Origin of the sequence: Paenibacillus terricola (assembly GCF_014779765.1) — a bacterium.
In the GTDB taxonomy this organism is placed as follows: Bacteria; Bacillota; Bacilli; order Paenibacillales; family Paenibacillaceae; genus Paenibacillus_T; species Paenibacillus_T terricola.
Genome location: NZ_JACXZA010000008.1, coordinates 180927 through 199762 on the forward strand (window position 1 = coordinate 180927; position 18836 = coordinate 199762).

The 18836-nt window shown below is 49.4% G+C and carries 16 protein-coding genes; 5 read left to right on the forward strand and 11 right to left on the reverse strand.

Going from position 1 to position 18836, the window contains the following annotated elements:
- Nucleotides 1-112: 112 nt before the first annotated feature.
- Together H8B09_RS26500 and H8B09_RS26505 are read left to right on the forward strand one after the other, a co-directional pair.
- Nucleotides 113-652 carry a hypothetical protein gene (locus H8B09_RS26500; protein ID WP_224754032.1) on the forward strand — a complete coding sequence of 180 codons (540 nt, stop codon included), beginning with the start codon at nucleotides 113-115 and terminating at the stop codon, nucleotides 650-652.
- Nucleotides 653-998: 346 nt separating this feature from the next.
- Complete coding sequence (locus H8B09_RS26505) at nucleotides 999-2597, forward strand: xylulokinase (protein WP_191206610.1); 1599 nt, start codon at nucleotides 999-1001, stop codon at nucleotides 2595-2597.
- 62 nt (nucleotides 2598-2659) lie between these two features.
- Here the strand turns inward: H8B09_RS26505 and H8B09_RS26510 are convergent, their stop codons facing one another.
- The 3 genes from H8B09_RS26510 to H8B09_RS26520 are packed head-to-tail and all read right to left on the reverse strand — an operon-like array spanning nucleotide 2660 to nucleotide 5640.
- Nucleotides 2660-3940 carry an ABC transporter substrate-binding protein gene (locus H8B09_RS26510; protein ID WP_224754033.1) on the reverse strand — a complete coding sequence of 427 codons (1281 nt, stop codon included), beginning with the start codon at nucleotides 3938-3940 and terminating at the stop codon, nucleotides 2660-2662.
- 10 nt (nucleotides 3941-3950) lie between these two features.
- Entirely contained in the window at nucleotides 3951-4712 is a 762-nt protein-coding gene (locus H8B09_RS26515) for a DUF2705 family protein (RefSeq protein WP_191206612.1), read from the reverse strand.
- Nucleotides 4690-5640: an ABC transporter ATP-binding protein gene (locus H8B09_RS26520; RefSeq protein ID WP_318152778.1), complete on the reverse strand. Its 951-nt coding sequence runs from the start codon at nucleotides 5638-5640 to the stop codon at nucleotides 4690-4692. The genes H8B09_RS26515 and H8B09_RS26520 overlap by 23 nt, the downstream gene beginning before the upstream one ends.
- A gap of 111 nt (nucleotides 5641-5751) precedes the next feature.
- Here H8B09_RS26520 and H8B09_RS26525 point away from each other — a divergent pair, with 111 nt between their 5' ends.
- Both H8B09_RS26525 and H8B09_RS26530 read left to right on the forward strand, forming a co-directional pair.
- Nucleotides 5752-6471, forward strand: coding sequence for a response regulator transcription factor (locus tag H8B09_RS26525; RefSeq protein WP_191206613.1), 720 nt, complete (start codon nucleotides 5752-5754; stop codon nucleotides 6469-6471).
- On the forward strand, nucleotides 6468-7463 hold the full coding sequence (locus tag H8B09_RS26530) for a sensor histidine kinase (RefSeq protein ID WP_224754034.1): 996 nt from the start codon (nucleotides 6468-6470) through the stop codon (nucleotides 7461-7463). Before H8B09_RS26525 ends, H8B09_RS26530 begins: the two co-directional genes overlap by 4 nt.
- On the opposite strand, the gene pstB is transcribed toward H8B09_RS26530, so the two are convergent.
- The 6 genes from pstB to H8B09_RS26560 form a co-directional block, all read right to left on the reverse strand.
- On the reverse strand, nucleotides 7408-8166 hold the full coding sequence (gene pstB, locus H8B09_RS26535) for a phosphate ABC transporter ATP-binding protein PstB (RefSeq protein WP_191206615.1): 759 nt from the start codon (nucleotides 8164-8166) through the stop codon (nucleotides 7408-7410). The two genes, H8B09_RS26530 and pstB, sit on opposite strands and share 56 nt — an antisense overlap.
- Before the next feature lie 13 nt (nucleotides 8167-8179).
- Nucleotides 8180-9067 carry a phosphate ABC transporter permease PstA gene (pstA, locus tag H8B09_RS26540; RefSeq protein ID WP_191206616.1) on the reverse strand — a complete coding sequence of 296 codons (888 nt, stop codon included), beginning with the start codon at nucleotides 9065-9067 and terminating at the stop codon, nucleotides 8180-8182.
- Nucleotides 9064-9987 (reverse strand): phosphate ABC transporter permease subunit PstC, encoded by a 924-nt coding sequence (gene pstC, locus H8B09_RS26545; protein WP_397376100.1) that lies wholly within the window; start codon nucleotides 9985-9987, stop codon nucleotides 9064-9066. The genes pstA and pstC overlap by 4 nt, the downstream gene beginning before the upstream one ends.
- A 79-nt stretch (nucleotides 9988-10066) precedes the next feature.
- Complete coding sequence (locus H8B09_RS26550; RefSeq protein ID WP_191206617.1) at nucleotides 10067-10963, reverse strand: phosphate ABC transporter substrate-binding protein PstS family protein; 897 nt, start codon at nucleotides 10961-10963, stop codon at nucleotides 10067-10069.
- Nucleotides 10964-11219: 256 nt separating this feature from the next.
- A complete protein-coding gene (locus tag H8B09_RS26555) occupies nucleotides 11220-12662 on the reverse strand; it encodes an MFS transporter (protein ID WP_191206618.1) in 1443 nt (480 codons plus the stop codon).
- Between the two features lie 29 nt (nucleotides 12663-12691).
- Nucleotides 12692-13321, reverse strand: a complete 630-nt coding sequence (locus tag H8B09_RS26560; protein ID WP_191206619.1) for a TetR/AcrR family transcriptional regulator — start codon at nucleotides 13319-13321, stop codon at nucleotides 12692-12694.
- Nucleotides 13322-13613: 292 nt separating this feature from the next.
- On the opposite strand from H8B09_RS26560, the gene H8B09_RS26565 reads away from it, so the two are divergent.
- Nucleotides 13614-15974, forward strand: coding sequence for a beta-galactosidase (locus H8B09_RS26565; protein ID WP_191206620.1), 2361 nt, complete (start codon nucleotides 13614-13616; stop codon nucleotides 15972-15974).
- A gap of 26 nt (nucleotides 15975-16000) precedes the next feature.
- Here the strand turns inward: H8B09_RS26565 and H8B09_RS26570 are convergent, their stop codons facing one another.
- Together H8B09_RS26570 and H8B09_RS26575 are read right to left on the reverse strand one after the other, a co-directional pair.
- Nucleotides 16001-16891, reverse strand: coding sequence for an AraC family transcriptional regulator (locus tag H8B09_RS26570; protein ID WP_191206666.1), 891 nt, complete (start codon nucleotides 16889-16891; stop codon nucleotides 16001-16003).
- A 754-nt stretch (nucleotides 16892-17645) separates the two neighbouring features.
- Nucleotides 17646-18764 carry a glycoside hydrolase family 88/105 protein gene (locus tag H8B09_RS26575; RefSeq protein ID WP_191206621.1) on the reverse strand — a complete coding sequence of 373 codons (1119 nt, stop codon included), beginning with the start codon at nucleotides 18762-18764 and terminating at the stop codon, nucleotides 17646-17648.
- Nucleotides 18765-18836: the final 72 nt, after the last annotated feature.

The following is an 18836-nucleotide window of genomic DNA, read 5'->3' on the forward strand; positions in this document are numbered from 1 at the left end:
AATGCATGGGTGCCTGTCGTCTTTATCGTATTTCTCCAGTTATTTCGAACGTCACAGTCGTAGACATCATAGCTTCTTGATAGTAAAATTTTGGATAGAGGAGCGTGTTGAATTGACCTTAATCACGATGAAGCAAACGGAATTTGACTCGATGAGTGACGAGAGACTTAGTTGGGTCTGCGTAGAGCCGATGTTAGTTAGCATCCGCGCCAAAGATGCCGCGACGAAGACGCAGGTGATTGGCAGCTTGAACCTAAGCCAGCAGGCGCTGTGCATGTTTAGGGTGTTCTATGATCATGCGCGGAGTTCAGCAGGCGAAATGTATGCTTGGGTGGCTTACATGCTGCAGACGCCAGGTTATTGGATAGGTGTAACCAAAGGCTTAAGTTACTTCGGAGATGATCAGATGGTACAGCTGCTTGAGGATACGAGACAGGTCATAGAGGAACATGAGCGAAAGTCAGAGGTCGAATCGGAATTTCATCCGTTCCGAGATTTAGAGCAGAATCCGGAGTTGGCTAATATAGCAGCTCAATTATATATCAGGTTTCAAGAGATTGAACAAGACAGCATCAAGCGTATCAGTTCGTTTATACGATTGAACCCGCAGCATTTTGTACAAATTGAAGATGAAGTTGTTAAGGAAGTTTAGATGTGTGATAGAGGGGACTGTCCGTGATCGGGCAGTCTCTTGTGTATATACAATGGAGATTCTCGCAAGTTAATGGGTTAACCTCTTAATATTAGATAGAGTTGGATGAATGCATGCGTTAATTCAACATTGTTCTGAAAAAATTCCTGCCGAAAACCTTCCCGATTGCATCTTCTTATTTGGAAATGGAAGCGTTCTTGTTTTATAATAGAACAGATGAGAGCTAGATAATTTATAATACTCCGAATTTATATTCTATGGTATGATAGCTCTACAAGGTTAGTTAACAAATAGGTTAACTAATTAACCAAATTAGGAACGTATATTGTATGATGGGGGAAAACGCATGAGTCTCGATGTGAAAAATGCTATCCAGAGCGGCAAAACAGTACTGGGTATTGAGCTTGGCTCCACACGTATCAAAGCCGTTCTTATCGGTGAGGATCATGTTTCGATCGCTTCCGGCGCACACGACTGGGAGAACAGCCTCGAGAACAACATCTGGACGTACAGCATTGATGCGATTTGGAAGGGCATTCAAGACAGCTATACGAAGATGGCGAATCAAGTGAAAGAGCAATACGGCGTTACGCTTCACACGATTGGCGCAATCGGCTTCAGCGGTATGATGCACGGTTACGTGGCATTCGACAAATCCGATGAGCTGCTCGTTCCATTCCGTACGTGGAGAAACAATCTGCAAGCGCAAGCATCCGCAGAATTGACGGAACTGTTCAACTTCCATATTCCGCAGCGCTGGAGCATTGCTCACCTGTATCAGGCGATTCTGAACGGTGAAGAGCATGTGGCGAACATTAGCTTCCAGACGACGCTGGCTGGCTACATCCATTGGAAGCTGACGGGTCAGAAGGTTCTTGGCGTAGGCGAAGCATCCGGCGTATTCCCGATCGATATCAACACGAAACAATTTAACAAGACGATGATCAATCAGTTCAACGAGCTGATCGCTTCCCGCAACCTGCCTTGGAAGCTGGAAGACATCCTGCCAGGCGTATTGTCTGCTGGCGAAAGCGCTGGCGCGCTGACGGCTGAGGGCGCGAAACTGCTCGACGTTTCCGGCGAGCTGCAAGCCGGCATCCCGCTCTGTCCGCCAGAAGGTGACGCAGGTACGGGTATGGTCGCAACGAACAGCGTAGCACAACGTACAGGTAACGTATCCGCTGGTACTTCCGTATTCGCAATGGTCGTTCTGGAGAAAGAATTGTCCCGAGCATATGAAGAGATCGACCTTGTAACCACGCCTACGGGCAGTCTTGTTGCAATGGCTCACTCGAATAACTGCTCTTCGGACCTGAACGCATGGGTTGGTCTGTTCGAGCAATTCGGCAAAGCGATGGGCATGAACTTCGACATGAACACATTGTACGGCACACTGTACAATCTGGCGCTTCAAGGCGATGCAGATTGCGGCGGCCTGCTGGCATACGGCTACCTGTCGGGCGAGCACATGACGCACTTCGAAGAAGGACGTCCATTGTTCGTACGTTCGTCGGACAGCAACTTCAACCTGCCGAACTTCATGCGTGTTCACCTGTCGACGGCGCTGGGCGCACTGAAGATTGGTATGGACATCTTGCTGAAGGAAGAGGGCGTGAAGCTGGACGAGATCCTCGGCCACGGCGGTCTGTTCAAGACGAAGGGTGTAGGTCAGCGCATTATGGCTGGCGCGCTCAACGTTCCAGTTTCCGTTATGGAAACAGCTGGCGAAGGCGGCGCTTGGGGTATTGCCCTGCTTGCTTCCTACATGATCAACAAATCGGGTAACGAAACGCTCGAAGAGTACCTCAGCGGCAAAGTATTCGCAGGCCAAGCGGGCGAGACGATCGCTCCGGACGCGAAGGACGTTGAAGGTTTCGAAGTATTCATGGAGCGCTACAAGCGCGGCCTCGCAATCGAGCGTGCCGCTGTAGAGAACCTGATCTAATCGAATCTTGTGTACGAATAGCAAAGGAGCTGACTGCCATGGCGGTCAGCTCCTTTGCTGCATTAGTCCAAATCGCTTGTCGTGTGATTCTTAAGCTCCGTAATCGATTTGTCGATCGCTAATTTCATTGCGCTCAATACCTCTGATAGATTCTGCTCGCGGTCGATCGCTTTCTGGAAGAATGGTCCGGCGGTTAGATATGCTGTGCCCTCATAAGGACTGATTGCGCCGATGTTAGGCAGCTTATTCTGGAAGAAAGCTTCGAGATGCTTACCCTGGATCGATTGAACCTCCGTACCGTACGCGCGCATGATTTCGCTATCTGCGAGTACCGGAGCGATGCCGTTCTTCGAGTTCTGCAGCTGAACATCCGGCGACAACAAGTATTGTATAACTTCCATTGCTTTTTGTTTATTCTTGCTTTGAGCAGTAAGCATCAGATTAAGCGTTCGGTTACCCGGACCCACTGATGGGACGTCATCCAACGTAGGGAACGATACAAGATCGATGTCTTGACTAGCGCTGCCGCCTTGCAGGAAATCAAGCCCATAGCCGAGTGCCATCGCAATTTTTCCCTGCTCTGTGAATGCTCTAACGTTCCCGGCATACTCCATGCCATTGCCAGCAATGCTGTAGATTTCCCGAATGTTCTCGAATAGCTGCTTCCATCCATCGCTGTCAACTTGCGCTCGATCGGTGCCCGCATCCAGGAACGAGAGACCTCGTTGATCGATCAAGGAGACGAAGCTCAAGTCTGTGAATATAGGTTCGAGTCCATGGATGTTCATTTTGTTTGAGAACTGCTTGGCCAGATTGAGCGTATCCGTCCACGTCATACCATCCGTGGGGTAAGGAACGCCGACTTGATCGAATACGGTCTTGTTGTAATACAAAGCATATAAATAACGGCTGTATGGAAGGGCATAGATTTGTTCTCCCGTTCCGTATGATCTTACATGGTCGATTAGTCCGGGTTCGAAGGCGTTCAAGTCGATCTCTGATTGCTGGATTAGCGGTGTCATATCGTATTGGACTTTATCGAACAGTTCTTGCGGGATGGTTACGCGATCGATATCCATAATAATGTCAGGTACATCGTTCGCTTCGATTCGCTGCTTCATCTGTGTTGGGTTAAGGGATACGAATTCGAAGGTGATCTCCGGAAACTGCTTTTTGAGCAAATCCATTGTAACGCCGGGGAGGGGCGGAGACGCTGCGAATGACAGCTGGTACGTTTCATTCGGGTCTGGTTTGTCCTCTTGGTCTTTCGAGCAGGCAGAGAATATAGAGGCAGACAGCAGCAGGAATACCGCTGCGAGTATTGGAATTCGTTTCTTCATCATCAACCGCTCCTTATGTATTCGCAATATCGATTCTTCTATACAGTCGAAAATTAATGAGCAAGGGCACAACAAACAGCAAGAGCAGACTGATCATGCCCTTCCAATCATCAAGCGCTGGAGTGGCATTCGGATTATTAGGGAAATAGCTGCTTATGATGACGATTGGAGCGGCCCAAGGATACCATAAACCAATGGTAGGTGAGTTGATAGTAATGGCTCCTGAGATCAATACGATCAGGCCATAAATGGTTGACGCGATGTAGCTCTTGAATATGATACTTATCAGTGCAGCGGCAGGGACGAAGCATAGCACCATGAGAAACAGCAATCCATAGATGCGCATGTAATGCTCGATCATCGCGAGTGTAAGCGACGGGTGTCCAGGCAGCAGCAAGCCTGCACCGATTGTTGCAGCGAATTCCAGCAGAATCAGAATGAATAGCAGCGGGATGATAACCAAATATTTGCCGATCAGAAACCAGTTGCGCGGATACCGATAAGTAAAGATGACATTCGCGGTATTGTCTTGGTATTCTCTTGCGATAAGAAATCCAACAAGCAGGGATACAACTATAGGGATAATCAAATAAGATACATAGCGAAAATTCGTAAACATAAGCCAATCCCAAGAGAACAACGTTCCGTGATTGCGCTTCTGGTATAGAATCGCGGAAAGTTCGAGAAATCCGGTGAATAGTGCACTGCCAGCGATAATCCATTCCAAGTGCAAACGTCGCAGCTTAATTATCTCACAGCGCAAGATACTGAGCATAGTAGGACGCCTCCCTGGTACTGATCGTATCGATAAAATAATCCTCCAAGGAGGCGTTTTTCCGTACCGCCTCGATAACTTGCACCCCGTTCATGACAAGCGTACGAATGATCTCGGCACTGTCCTCGACGTGTTCGTATAACCGGATCGTTCCGGGATCGGACAACTCATATTTGGCGATACCTAAATGCTGTTCGAGAATGAAGAGTGTTCGCGACGGCTCTACGATCTTCAGTTCCAGGTAACTCGGCATTCGCTGACGAAGGATGGAAGTATCAATCTCCTGCAGAAGTTTGCCGTGATGAATGATACCGATCCGCGTTGCTAGCTGATCGATCTCACTTAGCAGATGACTTGATACAAGCAAGGTGATTTGCTGCTGGCGCGAGAGTTGAAGCAGCAGCTCGCGGATTTCACGAATGCCAACCGGATCAAGACCGTTCGTTGGTTCATCAAGCAGCAGCAATTCTGGCTGATGGATAATCGCTCTTCCGATTGCGAGGCGCTGCCGCATCCCCATTGAAAGCTTCCGAACCGTCTTGTTGCGGGCTTCCCACAGACCGATCTGATGAAGGCATCGCTCAATGGCTGTTGGATCCTTCAGTCCGATCAGTTCACAATGGATCGCTAGATTCTCGCTGACGGTCAGATTCTTATAAAAGCCAGGCATGTCAATCATCGTGCCAACTCTCTCAAGCACAGCTTGTTTTGGATTGCGCGTATTGAAAAGATGGACCGTTCCTGAGGTGGGCTTAACAAGTCCGACAATCATGCGCAGCGTCGTTGTCTTGCCAGCGCCATTCTGACCGAGAAAACCATAGATATCGCCTCTTTGAATCGTAAGGTTGACTTGATCAACCACTGTATGTGGGCCATAGGCTTTCGTAAGCTGCTCGGTTTGCACAAGGATATTCTCAATTGTAATCACCTTCTCGCATCATTGATAAATATTACTATCTGTGATTTATTATAGATTGAATAGGTTGATTATGGTATTTCATCATTCTGACAAAATCCTTACAAATTACAGGAGGTCCGAATGGAGCCGACTCGAATATTGCTTGTAGAGGATGACGCTGAGATAGCGCGTTTGCTCCAACGCTACCTGGAGAAGGAAGCATATCATGTGACGGTGACGGACAACGGAGAAGACGCAATAGCGTGGATCGATCGCGTATCCTTTGACCTCATTGTCCAGGACCTTATGATTCCCGGGGCGGATGGCTATCAAGTGCTGTCTCACCTTCGTGCTTCCAGTCATACGCCGGTGCTCATTATTTCGGCAAAAAGTGACGAACTGGATAAGGTCGTTGGCCTACGACTGGGGGCGGATGACTATTTGGGTAAGCCATTCGGGATAGCAGAATTTATTGCGCGTGTTAAAGCGATACTTCGACGATATGTCGATTGGAGCGGCAAGCAGCAGACAGCAGTTCAAGCATTGCCGACACGGTTCGCGTATAAACAGCTCCTGTTGAACGAAGATACCCATTCATGTACGGTCGACGCAAGACCGGTCTCCTTAACCGCAACAGAATTCAAGCTGCTTAAGCTGTTTATGCTGTCGCCCAACAAGGTTTTTACGAAGGAAGAGATTATAAGTGCGGTGTGGAAGGATGAGTATATCGTGGATGACAATAAGCTGCTAGTCGTGATTCGTCGGCTTCGGGTCAAGATCGAGCGCAATCCTTCGGAACCGGAGTATATCCATACCGTATGGGGAGTTGGCTATAAGTTGGGAGACAGACAAGCGATATGATGTCCGGCATTTTAGTCATTGGCACTATAGTGTTGTTGTGGATAGGTTTATATTTTGCTTTCCGCTATGTTCGATTGAAGCGTGCAATGGAAGAGATGACCGATGCGCTGTCAATGCTGAATGAGAATCACCCGGAATGGAAGTTTCGTAGTCGTTTGTCTGATCGGGTATTTCAGCATCATGGAGCAGCCGTGCAGCGGTTGGTTGAACAGTACAAGAGTGTTATCCGCAGGGAAGCAGACACCGAGCAATTGCATCGAAGAATGATTGCGAATATGGCACATGACCTTCAAACCCCGCTAACAGCGACGATCGGCTATATCGAGGCAGTCATGACCGACACAGCACTGCAAGAAGAAGAGCGTCTGGAATACTTGTCCGTCGCCATGACCAAGAGCCGCCAAATTCAAAATATGTTTCAGCAGTTTTTTGAATTGACCAAACTAGAGTCGGACGATATGACCTTCTCGCTTCAGCCGGTTGACTTAAACCCGCTTCTCGAAGAGATTATTGTATTCTTCCGTAAACAGTTACGTGCAGAAGGCATCCAAGAAACGATACAAGTACCGGAGATGGAAGTGTCGGTATGGGGAGACTCTCGTGTAATTGAACGAATTATGTTCAATCTGCTGTCCAACGCCATTCGTTATGGGAAGAGCGGGGGGACACTTGAAGTGAAGGTGAGCGTGGAGGAATTGTATGTTTGGGTGTCGGTCATGGATCGTGGCCCGGGCATATCGCCGAACGATCTTCCTTATATCTTCGACCGATTATATACAGGGGAGGCATCTCGCAATACCAAGTGGAGGGGAAGCGGGCTTGGACTAACGATTACGAAACAGCTCATTCGGCAAATGAAAGGGGAACTGACCGTAAGATCAATTCCCCATGAACGAACCATATTCGCTTTCTCTATGCAGCGGTGTGTCCATTCGATCAACCGAAACGACCCGAAATATAGTCGCTCGTCTGTTTCTGGCTTGGATCCATGAACAACTTGTCTGTCTCATCGTATTCCACTACATGGCCCGATAAGAAGAAGGCTGTTTTGTCAGAAATCCGTGCAGCTTGATGCATGTTATGCGTCACGATGACGATGCTGTAGTCTTGCTTGAGCTCCGAAATCAGATCTTCGACACGTGAGGTCGAGATCGGATCAAGCGCGGAAGTAGGCTCATCCATTAGGATGATGTCGGGCTTCAATGCAACAGAGCGTGCGATGCACAGACGCTGCTGCTGGCCGCCGGATAGGGCGAAAGCGGACTTGTGAAGACGGTCTTTCGTTTCATCCCAGATTGCGGCTTTGCGAAGAGATTCTTCGACAAGATTATCAAGGTCAGCCTTTTTCTTCACACCGTGATAACGTGGACCAAACGCGATATTCTCATATATCGACTTATGGAATGGATTCGGGCGCTGGAACACCATGCCGATATGTTTGCGAAGCGCGACTACGTCAGTTTCGCTGCCGTTAATGTTATGCTCTTTCATCCAGATGTCACCGGTAACGCGGCAGCTTGGGATAAGGTCATTCATACGATTGAGGCTGCGCAGGAACGTCGATTTGCCGCAGCCGGAAGGTCCGATCAGAGCCGTTACCTGCTTCTCGGCGAAGTCGAGAGACACATCTTGAACGGCGTGCTTTTCTCCATAGTAGACATTCAGTTTCTTAGTAGACAATGCATTTGCTTGCACGCTGGAACCCTCCTTATTTGGCTGCGGTGAATTTGTTGGTCATATAGCGGCCGAGCGCACGAGCGCCTAGATTGAATACCAAGACCATGATGATGAGTACGGCGGAAGCGCCTGCTGCGATTTGCGGTGCGTCTGGAGCAAGACCTTCCGAGTTGATCTTCCAAATGTGTACCGCCAGCGTCTCGGCTGGACGGAATGGGTTAAGCGGCGAACGATCGTCGAGCGGGTTCCAGTCTGTGAAATCAAGACGCGGACTGCTCATGCCGGCAGTGAACAAGAGGGCTGCTGCCTCACCGAAGATACGGCCGGCTGCAAGAATCGTGCCCGATAGGATCACTGGCGTTGCAATCGGAAGAAGGACTGAGCGAATCGTCTTCCACTTCGAGATGCCAAGCGCGAAGCTTGCTTCTTTCTGCTGCGGCGGAACACCACGCAGGCCTTGCTCGGTAATGCGTACCATAAGCGGCAGGTTGAAGATTGTGAGCGCCAACGCACCCGAGAACAGCGAGAAGCCGAACCCGAATTTGTTAACGAGGACGAGCAGGCCGAACAGACCAACGATGATCGAAGGGAAGGAGGACAATACTTCGACAACGAGACGAATGAAGGAGGTCAGCTTGCTAGGTTTTGCATACTCACTCATGTAGATGCCTGCGCCGATACCAAGCGGTACGGTAATGATCAACGTCAGGACGAGCAAGAAGAGCGAGTTGAACAACTGCGGTCCGATACCGCCGCCGGCGCGGATCGATTCAGGTGCCGAAGTTAGGAAGTCCCAACTGATATGGCCAACACCGCGGATGAGAATATAACCAAGCAGTCCGAGCAGGACGGCGATGATGAAGCCGGCGACGCACATGATAACGCCGGTTGCGATTTTATCTACTGTTTTTGCACTCACAGCTTCTTCCTCCCTTCCAGGAAGCGGATAATGAATACGAATACGAAGGTCATGAGCATCAAGATCAATGCGAGCGACCAGAGCACGTTGTTTTGTACAGATCCCATTGCCGTATTGCCCATGCTGAGCGTAATGGCACTCGTCAGCGTGGATGTCGATTCGAACAGCGAATGCGGAATGTGCGGAGCGTTGCCGATAACCATCTGAACGGCGAGCGCTTCGCCGAATGCTCTTGCGATGCCAAGGACGATCCCTGTCATCTGTTGAGGCATCGTCGTTGGAAGCGCAACGCGATATATCGTTTGCCAACGTGTCGCGCCGAGTGCGTAGGAGCCTTCTTTGAGGCCAGCTGGCAGCTCGGACAGCGCGTCCGTTGCTATTGTCGTAATTGTAGGTAAAATCATGACAGACAGCACAAGTGCGCCTGCAGCAATACCAATCCCTTGACCAGGGAATAAATCGCGGAATAGTGGAACAATAACGCTTAAGCCGACAAATCCGTAAACGACGGATGGAATGCCAGCGAGCAGTTCGATGACTGGCTGCAGGAATCGGCGGCCGAATTTTGGAGCTAATTCAACGATGAATACAGCTGCACAGAAGCCGAGTGGCGCAGCGATAATGGCTGCGAGAATAGAAGTACTGAATGAACCAAAGATAAATGGCAGTGCACCGAATTGCGGTATATCAATGTCTGGATTCCACTTCACACCGGTAATCAGATCGAATGCATTTACGCCGTTTACAATAAAGGTGCTAAGTCCCTTCGAAGCGACGAAGTAAACCATCGAGAATATTGTAATGACGAGGAAAGCGATACAAATAAACGTATAGATTTTACCGACCCATTCCTCAGCAATATGCGGCTTAGCTTCTTGTCGCTTGTTGTAAGACCGCTCCATATTGACAGACCGCTCCATAATCGCATTCTCCCTTACGCAGGCAGGTCAAGAGACGGGATTGCCCGTCTCTTGGTCGGCCTACAGTTTATTAAATTAATTATTTCGTTACGTTGCCTGCTGCATCGCGTTTAACTTGCATTTTGCTTGTTGGGATATAGCCAAGCTCGACAACATCGCCGTTCTGAACTTCATCGGATGCGATGTAATCCAGGAATGCTTTCGTTGCTGCATCTGGCTCGCCTTTCGTGTACATGTGCTCATATGCCCACACTGGGTACGAACCGTTCGCTACGTTATCCACTGTTGCTTCAACGCCATCATATTTCAGCGTTGTAATGGAATCGTCCAGGTAGGACATTGCCAGGTAACCGATAGCGCCAGGCGTTTCGCTTACGAGCTTCTTAACTGTACCGGACGAATCTTCTTGGATCGAACCTGCAAGGTCTTCCGTCTTCGTGCCGAGTGCGAATTTCTCGAACGTTGCGCGCGTGCCGGAGCTCGACGGACGGTTGATGATTTGGATCTTCTCGTCTTTACCGCCAACTTCTTTCCAGTTCGTTACTTTGCCCGTGAAGATGTCTACCAGCTGTTGTTTCGTAAGACCGTCGATGCCTACATCCTTATTCGATACGGCTGCCATTGCAACGACTGCAACTTGGTGATCAACGAGCGTTGCTGCTTTGTCAGCATCAAGCTTCTCTTCAGCGAACACGTCGGAGTTACCGATTTGCGCTTGACCGTCAGCCACTTGCGTCAATCCTGTACCGCTGCCGCCGCCTTGTACTTGAATCGAAACGCCGCTGTTTTTGTCCATGAATTTCTGCGCCGTTGTGTCAGCCAGCTGTTGGAGTGCCGTGGAACCTACTGCTAGAATTGAACCAGACAGGCTGCTCGATTCGGAGCCGCTGGAGTTGTTGTCCTTGTCTTTGTTGCCGCATGCTGCGAGCGATACCGTCAGTGTCAGTGCCATTGCTAAAGTCAGAATCTTTTTCATTGTGGATATGTTCCCCTTCCAAACTATCGTTTTTGTTGTTCCCTACAAGAATCATTGTAGTAGAGGTGCGTTAACGTGAAGTTTGCCTCATGTTAACGGAATGTAAAACATTCTGATAATGATGAAATTGGTGTAATCGTTTTGAAAAGAGAATGTAACAATAATAAAATGATGGCGAACTATCCATAATTCGGGGTGAACCTATAAGAAACAGCCTCCCGAAGCGATCTTCGAAAGGCTGCTTGTATATCGGCTCTTATTTAATAGAAGAAACAGCTTCACTTCGCGGTGAATGTAGTTTGTTTACATACCTCGCACGTCCCATGAAAGAAGCGATGATGATGCCCACAATGGCTGAGGCAGCAAGAAACCAGAAGCCGAGATGAATGGCATCGGCAAGTATGTCTTTGTTAACATTCGTATTCGAGATAGAAGAAGTATTAAGATGATGATTTACAATCGCCGCCATAAGTGCTGAGCCGAATACGCCGCCTACATTGCGGAAGAACGTTACGGTAGAATTGGCTACACCCCGGTAACGGTCATCGACCGCCGTCGTAATCGCCATCTGCGCGATGGGCATCATAATTCCGATTCCAATGCCGATCAGCGCCATGTCGCTTCGAATCGTCCATTTGCTCGCATCGAGCGGAAGATTAGTTACTATTAATAGACCAGTGCCAGCGAGCGCCATGGATAAAAGCGCACAAGCGCGCCAGGTGAGTACCCGCATGAGGAAGGAGGCGAGGGTAGCGCCAGCCATTACGGCTGCCATCATCGGCGTCATCGCATTGCCGGCATCGACGACGCTTCCGCCTAAGCTGCCTTGTACAAACAGCGGGATGTAGAGCAATGCGCCGAACATCATGACGCCTTGTACGAAGGTGACACCAGCTGTTCCAGCGACCGTCCGATTGCGGAACATGCCAAGCGGCAGAATCGGTTCGGCGGCGCGGCGTTCAACAAGCAGAAAGGCTGTCAATGCAGCGACGCCAACACCGAACAGCCCGATGATCGGCCAAGAGGACCACGCATAGTTGATGCCGCCCATTTTGAGCGCGAGCAGTACCGAGATCGTCGTTGTGATCAACAATGCCGCTCCCGTATAGTCAACCTTCAGACGTACAGATGATGTAGGTTTCTTGTCCTGCATAGCGATGCCGATGATTAGGAGTGCAGCAATCCCAAGCGGTGCATTAATGAAGAAATTCCACCGCCATTCCCACTGGCTTGTAATGAAAGAACCGATGGTTGGTCCGAGAATAGACGACATCGCAAGCACACTCATGAAGAGCGATTGTACGCGGGCGACTTTGCCTACAGGCATCAATGCGAACAATAGCGCGAACGTATTAGCCGCCATCATGCCGCCGCCTATGCCTTGCAGCCCTCGGAACAAGATGAGTTCCGTCATCGATTGAGACATCCCGCATAATAAGGAGCCTATCAAGAATAGGAGCAGACCGGTCATATAGAACCTTTTGCGTCCGTACATGTCAGACAGTTTGCCCGCTATAGGCATGACGGAGGTGGAAGTCAGCATATAAGCAGTGAACACCCAGGAGATATGCTCAAGTCCGCCTATTCGCTGTACTATCGTCGGCAATGCAGTGGATACGATCGTCTGATCCAGTGAAGATAAGAACAACCCGACAAGGAGGGCGCCGAGCGTCCAATACAATCGTTTCTTATCATCCATCGTCATTAACTCCTCTCTAACTCGGACATTCAAACCGTGCCCTTTACGATTCCTCGGAAAATAAGGCTGACAGCCTGTTCGACTAACACATGTCCTTCATCCGCAGTTACTTGACGCTTCGCCAGCTCCAGCATTGCGCCGGTAACGCCGCCCATGTACGTTTGTGCCAGCAACACCGGCTCCACCTCCGCCAATTGTCCAGCTGCAATGCCTTCTTCAATGGTACGAACGAGTGGACCATGAACCGAATCAAGGAACGAATGATAATAGTCCTGGGATTGTCCGCCGAACACGATCGGCATATCGTTAATCATGTTACGATACAAGTACACGCGGCGTGGCTTCGTAACAGCTGTTTCGAGATAAAAGCGGGCATAGCGTTCTAACCGAATAAGAGGGGATTCGGCTGTTAAGAGGCAGCCGGTTACAAATTCCTTCGCGGCGTCGAAGTATTCTTGGAACATGCCTTGGATGAGTTCCATCTTATCTTTGAAATAGTAGTAGATGAGTGTACGAGATACACCAGCCCGCTTGGCGACTTCGCCAATATCGGTGCCTTGCACGCCTTTCTCGAGATAAACCTCCGAGAAGGCTCGACGGATCTGGTCCATCCGTTCGCGACGGACTTGGTCATGCTGTTCCTTCGATCGCGGTGACATAGGGAAGAACTCCTTTCTTGGACTGACATGTGTGTCAGTCATAAACAGTGTATATTTTTACTGACATGGATGTCAATGTAAAAATTAACACATAAGCAGGGGCGTATCCTATACAGTGCGACCCAAACTGAAGAATATACTCCATCATTGTCCGTATTTCGTGAATTGGCTTCCTTGATGGAAGCTGGTACAGTTGTGATAGAAGGCATGTAATCGAGTTCGAGTACACTTAATGAGGCTGTTCAACAAGTCCGCTTGTAAACAAGCAATTAAAGGAGACTGCTACCATACGATGAGCCGATATCGAATTGACGCACGCGAAGATCAGAAAGCGATTACAGCGAAGCCGAATTACCTAGAAGGGACAAGTCCTACTGGCGGTCGCATCAGCTTCACCAACTATTACATGGAGCAGAACGAGCAACCGTTTTTTGGCATATGCGGAGAGTTTCATTACAGTCGATACAATGAGAAGTTGTGGGAAGATGAGCTCATTAAGATGAAGATGGGCGGCATTAACATTGTGTGTACGTATATTTTCTGGAACATCCATGAGGAAATAGAAGGTGAGTATGATTGGAGCGGGCGGCGGAATTTGCGGCAGTTCATCGAGCTATGCGCTAAGCATGATCTGCAGGTCATTATTCGGATCGGACCGTTCTGTCACGGAGAAATCCGTAACGGGGGTATGCCGGATTGGCTGTATGGCCAGCCGTACGAAGTACGTTCCAATGATGAGCGCTATCTCGTTCATGTTCGCAGACTGTATAACCAGATCAGTGAGCAGGTGCAAGGGCTGCTATTTAAGCAAGGCGGTCCGATTATCGGAACACAGATCGAGAACGAACACGGCCATTCCGCTGCGCAGTGGGCAATGACGACGGGGATCAGCAACCAGTGGATGACAACGGGGCTCGATGGCGAAGCGCATATGCGCTTGCTGAAACAAATCGCGGTGGAGGCGGGTATTGTAACGCCGCTGTATACTTGCACGGCATGGGGCGGAGCGAATGCGCCGGCCGATGAAATGCTTCCGCTGTGGGGCGGCTACTCCCACTGGCCGTGGATCTACTACGAGCATGATCGGTTCGGCGAGATGCGCGAGCATCCTGCGACACCTGAATATATTTTCCGCGATAAACATAACAATGCGATTCCGAAGAGCTACAATTTCGAGCCGATGTACGTTCCGGAAGATTATCCATATGCATGCTGCGAGATGGGGGGCGGCATGACGCCGTTCTACCGTTATCGCTTCGATTTTCCTTATATCAGCGTTCCAGCCATGACGGGCATTAAGGTAGCGGAGGGCTGCAATCTGATCGGCTATTATATGTATCATGGCGGCTCGAATCCGACAGGGAAACGGGAGCTTTACTTAAACGATCTGGCAACGCCCAAGATCACCTATGATTTCAATGCTTGCATTGGCGAATTCGGTCAGGTAAGGGAGTCCTACCATCGGACGCGGCTTCAGCATTACAGCTACCGTACGTTCGAACAATGGCTCTGTCTTACCAAAACGATTCTGCCAGGCGATACGTCTGCGATGGACCCGTACGATACCGAGACGCTCCGGTATGCGGTGCGGGCTGCGGATGGTTCAGGCCTGTTGTTCATTAACAATTATCAGGACCATGCGGTGACGCATGACCTATCGGTTGAAGATGGCGTAACGGTCGTGACGCGGGAGAAAGAAATTCGTTTCCCGCTGGAAGGGCCATTGAAGCTGGGCAAGGACAGTTATGCGATGCTGCCTTATCGGTTCAATCTGGACGGCATTATGCTGGAGCAGGCGACCGTTCAGCCGATAACGCGGCTCGAATCGGAAGGGGTAATCTACTATTTCTTCTCGTCGCCACAAGGGATGCCTCCGGAGTTTGTGTTTGCTTCAGATACGGTAACGGTAGTCGAAGCGGGAGCAGCGCAAGTTGTTGAACGTGATAGTGTAACGGTGGTGTATCCGACAGTCGGTGATCTGCAGCCGATCTCACTGCGCTCTTCGTCCGGCCAACTGGTTCGGATTGTGACGTTGACCGACGCTGAGAGTCTCGACTTCTGGAAGGCAGAGCTATGGGGTAAGGAGCGCATCGTTCTGACGAGCAGCAATCTGCTGGTCGGCAATGATCAGGTGAAACTGGAGATTACGGGCAGCGATGAGATTGTGCTTCGTGTCTTCCCGGATTTTGAAGAGCTTCCACATACGCTTGGCGGCGAGCTGGTAGAACGTACGAAACAAGGACTGTTCACCGAATATCGGTTCCGCATTCCGACGCGAGAAGTTCGCTTCGAGCTTGAACGGGTTGCGGATTATCGTGCTATAGTTTCATTCCCACAAGATGCGTTAGATGGGATGAAGGAAGCGCTGCTGCGAATCAATTATAAAGGTGATATCGGCTATGCATTCGTGGGCAACGAGCTTGTTAATGACAACTTCAGCAACGGCAACACGTGGGAGATTGGGCTTAAGCATATCGGAGACCGGTTGACTGAACGAGGTTTGAATCTATATATTTCACCTATCCGACGCGGTAGTTCGGTGAACAGCAATACAACGATGGCGGGCTGGAGCGAGAATGCGGCAGAATCCAATGCGCAGCTGGATGACATTTCGGTGGAATCGGTTTACGAGCTTGTTCTGAATAGAGGGTAAAAGAGAAAATCCCAAAGGGCTGCGAGTTAGCCCTTTGGGATTTTGCGATATTCGGTAGGCGAGTGGCCGATCAACTTCTTGAACATGCGTGAGAAGTAATACGGGTCGTTTATGCCGATTGCGCCTGCGACCTCTTTGACGGTTAGATCGGTCAAGTCGAGCATATTAGCCGCATGCTGCATCTTCATCCGGAGGAAGTAGTCGATCGGTGAGAAGCCCGTCTCCTTGTTGAACAGATGCGAGAGGTGTTGTTTGGATAATCCCGTGTAACTAGCGAGATCAGGGAGCCGAATCGATGTTGCAATATGCTCATTCATATACCGGATCGCGTGATCAAGATGAGCGCCGCGCCGCGCATCCTGATTCGCATGCAGAAGCTCGTGGCCGATGCTGCTCAGGAGCCAGCGGACGGTCTGTGAAATATGGACATGCGTATGAATGGAGAAAGGCCTGTCCGTCATAATCGCTAAGGAATGGTCTATGCGGGCGATGAACTCTGACACGATGCTGCGGGGCATCTGTCTAGGCTCGCGATCCAGCTCATAGAGGCGGATGAAATCCCCGGTGTGCTCGCCCTTCAAGTGAAACCAGTAGATACTCCATGGGTTCGAATCAGCTGCCCAGTAACGATGCGGGACGCTTGCGGGAATGACGATCAAGCTGCCAGGCTTTAGATGAACCGTCTCCTGCCCATCACGCTCGACAACGCCTTCCCCTTCCACGCAATAGATGAAAATATGGGCGTCAGTACCTTCCGGCCGCTCTCGATGGTGATGCTTCGCTTGCAGGAAGACGCCAATATCGCTCACATAGAGCTGCCTAGTCAACTCCGCTGCGGCAAGCTCGTTCTGCATATATTCAGGCAGCACGAAGTAGCGCTGCTGGCGAAAGCCTTCTCTCTTCTGAATCGAACTCATCTCTGCCATTCCCTTCGGACTGAATAAGAATATGATCCATCATTCCTCCGGTTTCGTCAATTGGAATCGTACTCTGACACCTCATTATTTGGTGGGCGTTCGCTAGTTCACTATTCCGACAGCAAGGAACATGAGAATAATGCGTCGAATAAGTAAAAATGTGGATGACTTCATGACTGTCTTCTTCTGTGAAGGATACGAACGTTAGATATTTTAATAATAATGAATGGAGTATCTTCTTTTGAAAAAAATTCTGTTACTGCTCGTACTATTTTCTCTGATATATGTTTCAAGCTGCTCGAATTCTAATAATCTTTCAATTACGTATTTGGAAACAAGAGCAATAGATGATAACGTTAAAAAATGGGTCGTGAACAATAAAAAAGTGGACGGAATCTATCTGGGCAAAAGTATAAACAACGACGAGGGGGAGCTATACTATGTATATATCAATTATTCCAACCCTGTTGCAGACAAATATACCTCAATTGACTCCGTTACTATAGATTCTAATTCAAGCAGCTCGATTCAGGTTAGTGTTACACCCAGGCCCTCCGATCAAATGAGTGAAAAAATATTTTATATAAAAGTTAAGAAATCTTCTTTGAAAGTGATAACACTTAACGGGGAAGATATTAATGTTTCGTCAATCGCATCCATTTAGTGAATGCCTTTATTCGGAATTGGAAAAGGCCTGTCGAAAAGTCATTGTCATAGACTTTTCGGCAGACCTTTTATTTATATCAAGACTGTGTTAACGCCCGACCTGCTCAGCCAGATTCATCTCCGCGCACATGAGAATGAATGCGCCTGCACCGTGCAAGTCGTTCTCGCTTGTTGGGCGCGCGATGTAGTGAGCATAATCGCCGATTCCTGTGCCGATGCAGATATTGCCGATCACAACGTGGCCATTGTCATCGAATCGCAGGGTATCAATGACACCCTGATACCCTTTCCAAGCGTAAGAGAGGTACTTCGGATCGAGATAGCCGAAACGAACGGCTTTTGCGATAGCATGAACATACAAGGAGGTGCAGGAGTTCTCAAGCCAATTATCCGGAAGAGCGCCCTTATCGACAACTTGATACCATCGACCCGTTGCTTCATCTTGGTATTTCACTAGAGCCTTAAGCAAATCTTGCACGATGCGGATAAGCGTTGGCTTATCCTTATGATCGTCAGGGATATACTCGAACATCTCGAGCAACGCTACCGGGAACCAGCCGATTGCACGTCCCCAGAACTCGGAAGCAAGCCCCGTCTCTTTGTCAGCCCAGTTCGCTTGCTTCGTCTCATCCCAGCCGTGGTACAGCAGGCCAGTAATGGAGTCCGTCGTATGTTGAGCTGCAAGAATCGCTTGATAAGCCCACATATCGAAGTATTCGGGTTCGTTGAAGACACTTCCGAATTGGACAGCGATCGGCCCGCCCATGTAGAGACCGTCGAGCCACATTTGGTTCGGGTAGTGTTCCTTATGCCAGAAACCGCCGGATGGATTCGTCTTCCACTGCTTCATCAGCGGGACGAGGTTGTACAGCGCCTTCTTGTAGCGCTCGTCGCCAGTCCGCTCATACAGCGGATAAAGCAGCACGCCTGGCTGAATATCGTCGAGCTCATCGGTCTTGATCTTCTCGATCGTGCCATCGGCTTGCACATGACTATCAACCCAACGCTTCATGTAGTCGTAATAACGTTCATCTCGTGTCTGCTCCCATGTCTTCGTCATGCCAGACAGGAATACGCCTTGGTGATAATGGAATCGTTCCGGAGGGAGCTTCTCGGGTTCGAACTTTGTCATGATTGCTTCGCATGCTTTCTCTGCCCATTGAATCGGCGTCAACGTCTCTTGATTGCTGCTAATGGAAGTATTCATATCGCGTAGATTCCTCCTTGAATCGGTTATAGATGTATCGTAGCATTGGATTATGTACATTTTGTGCGATAA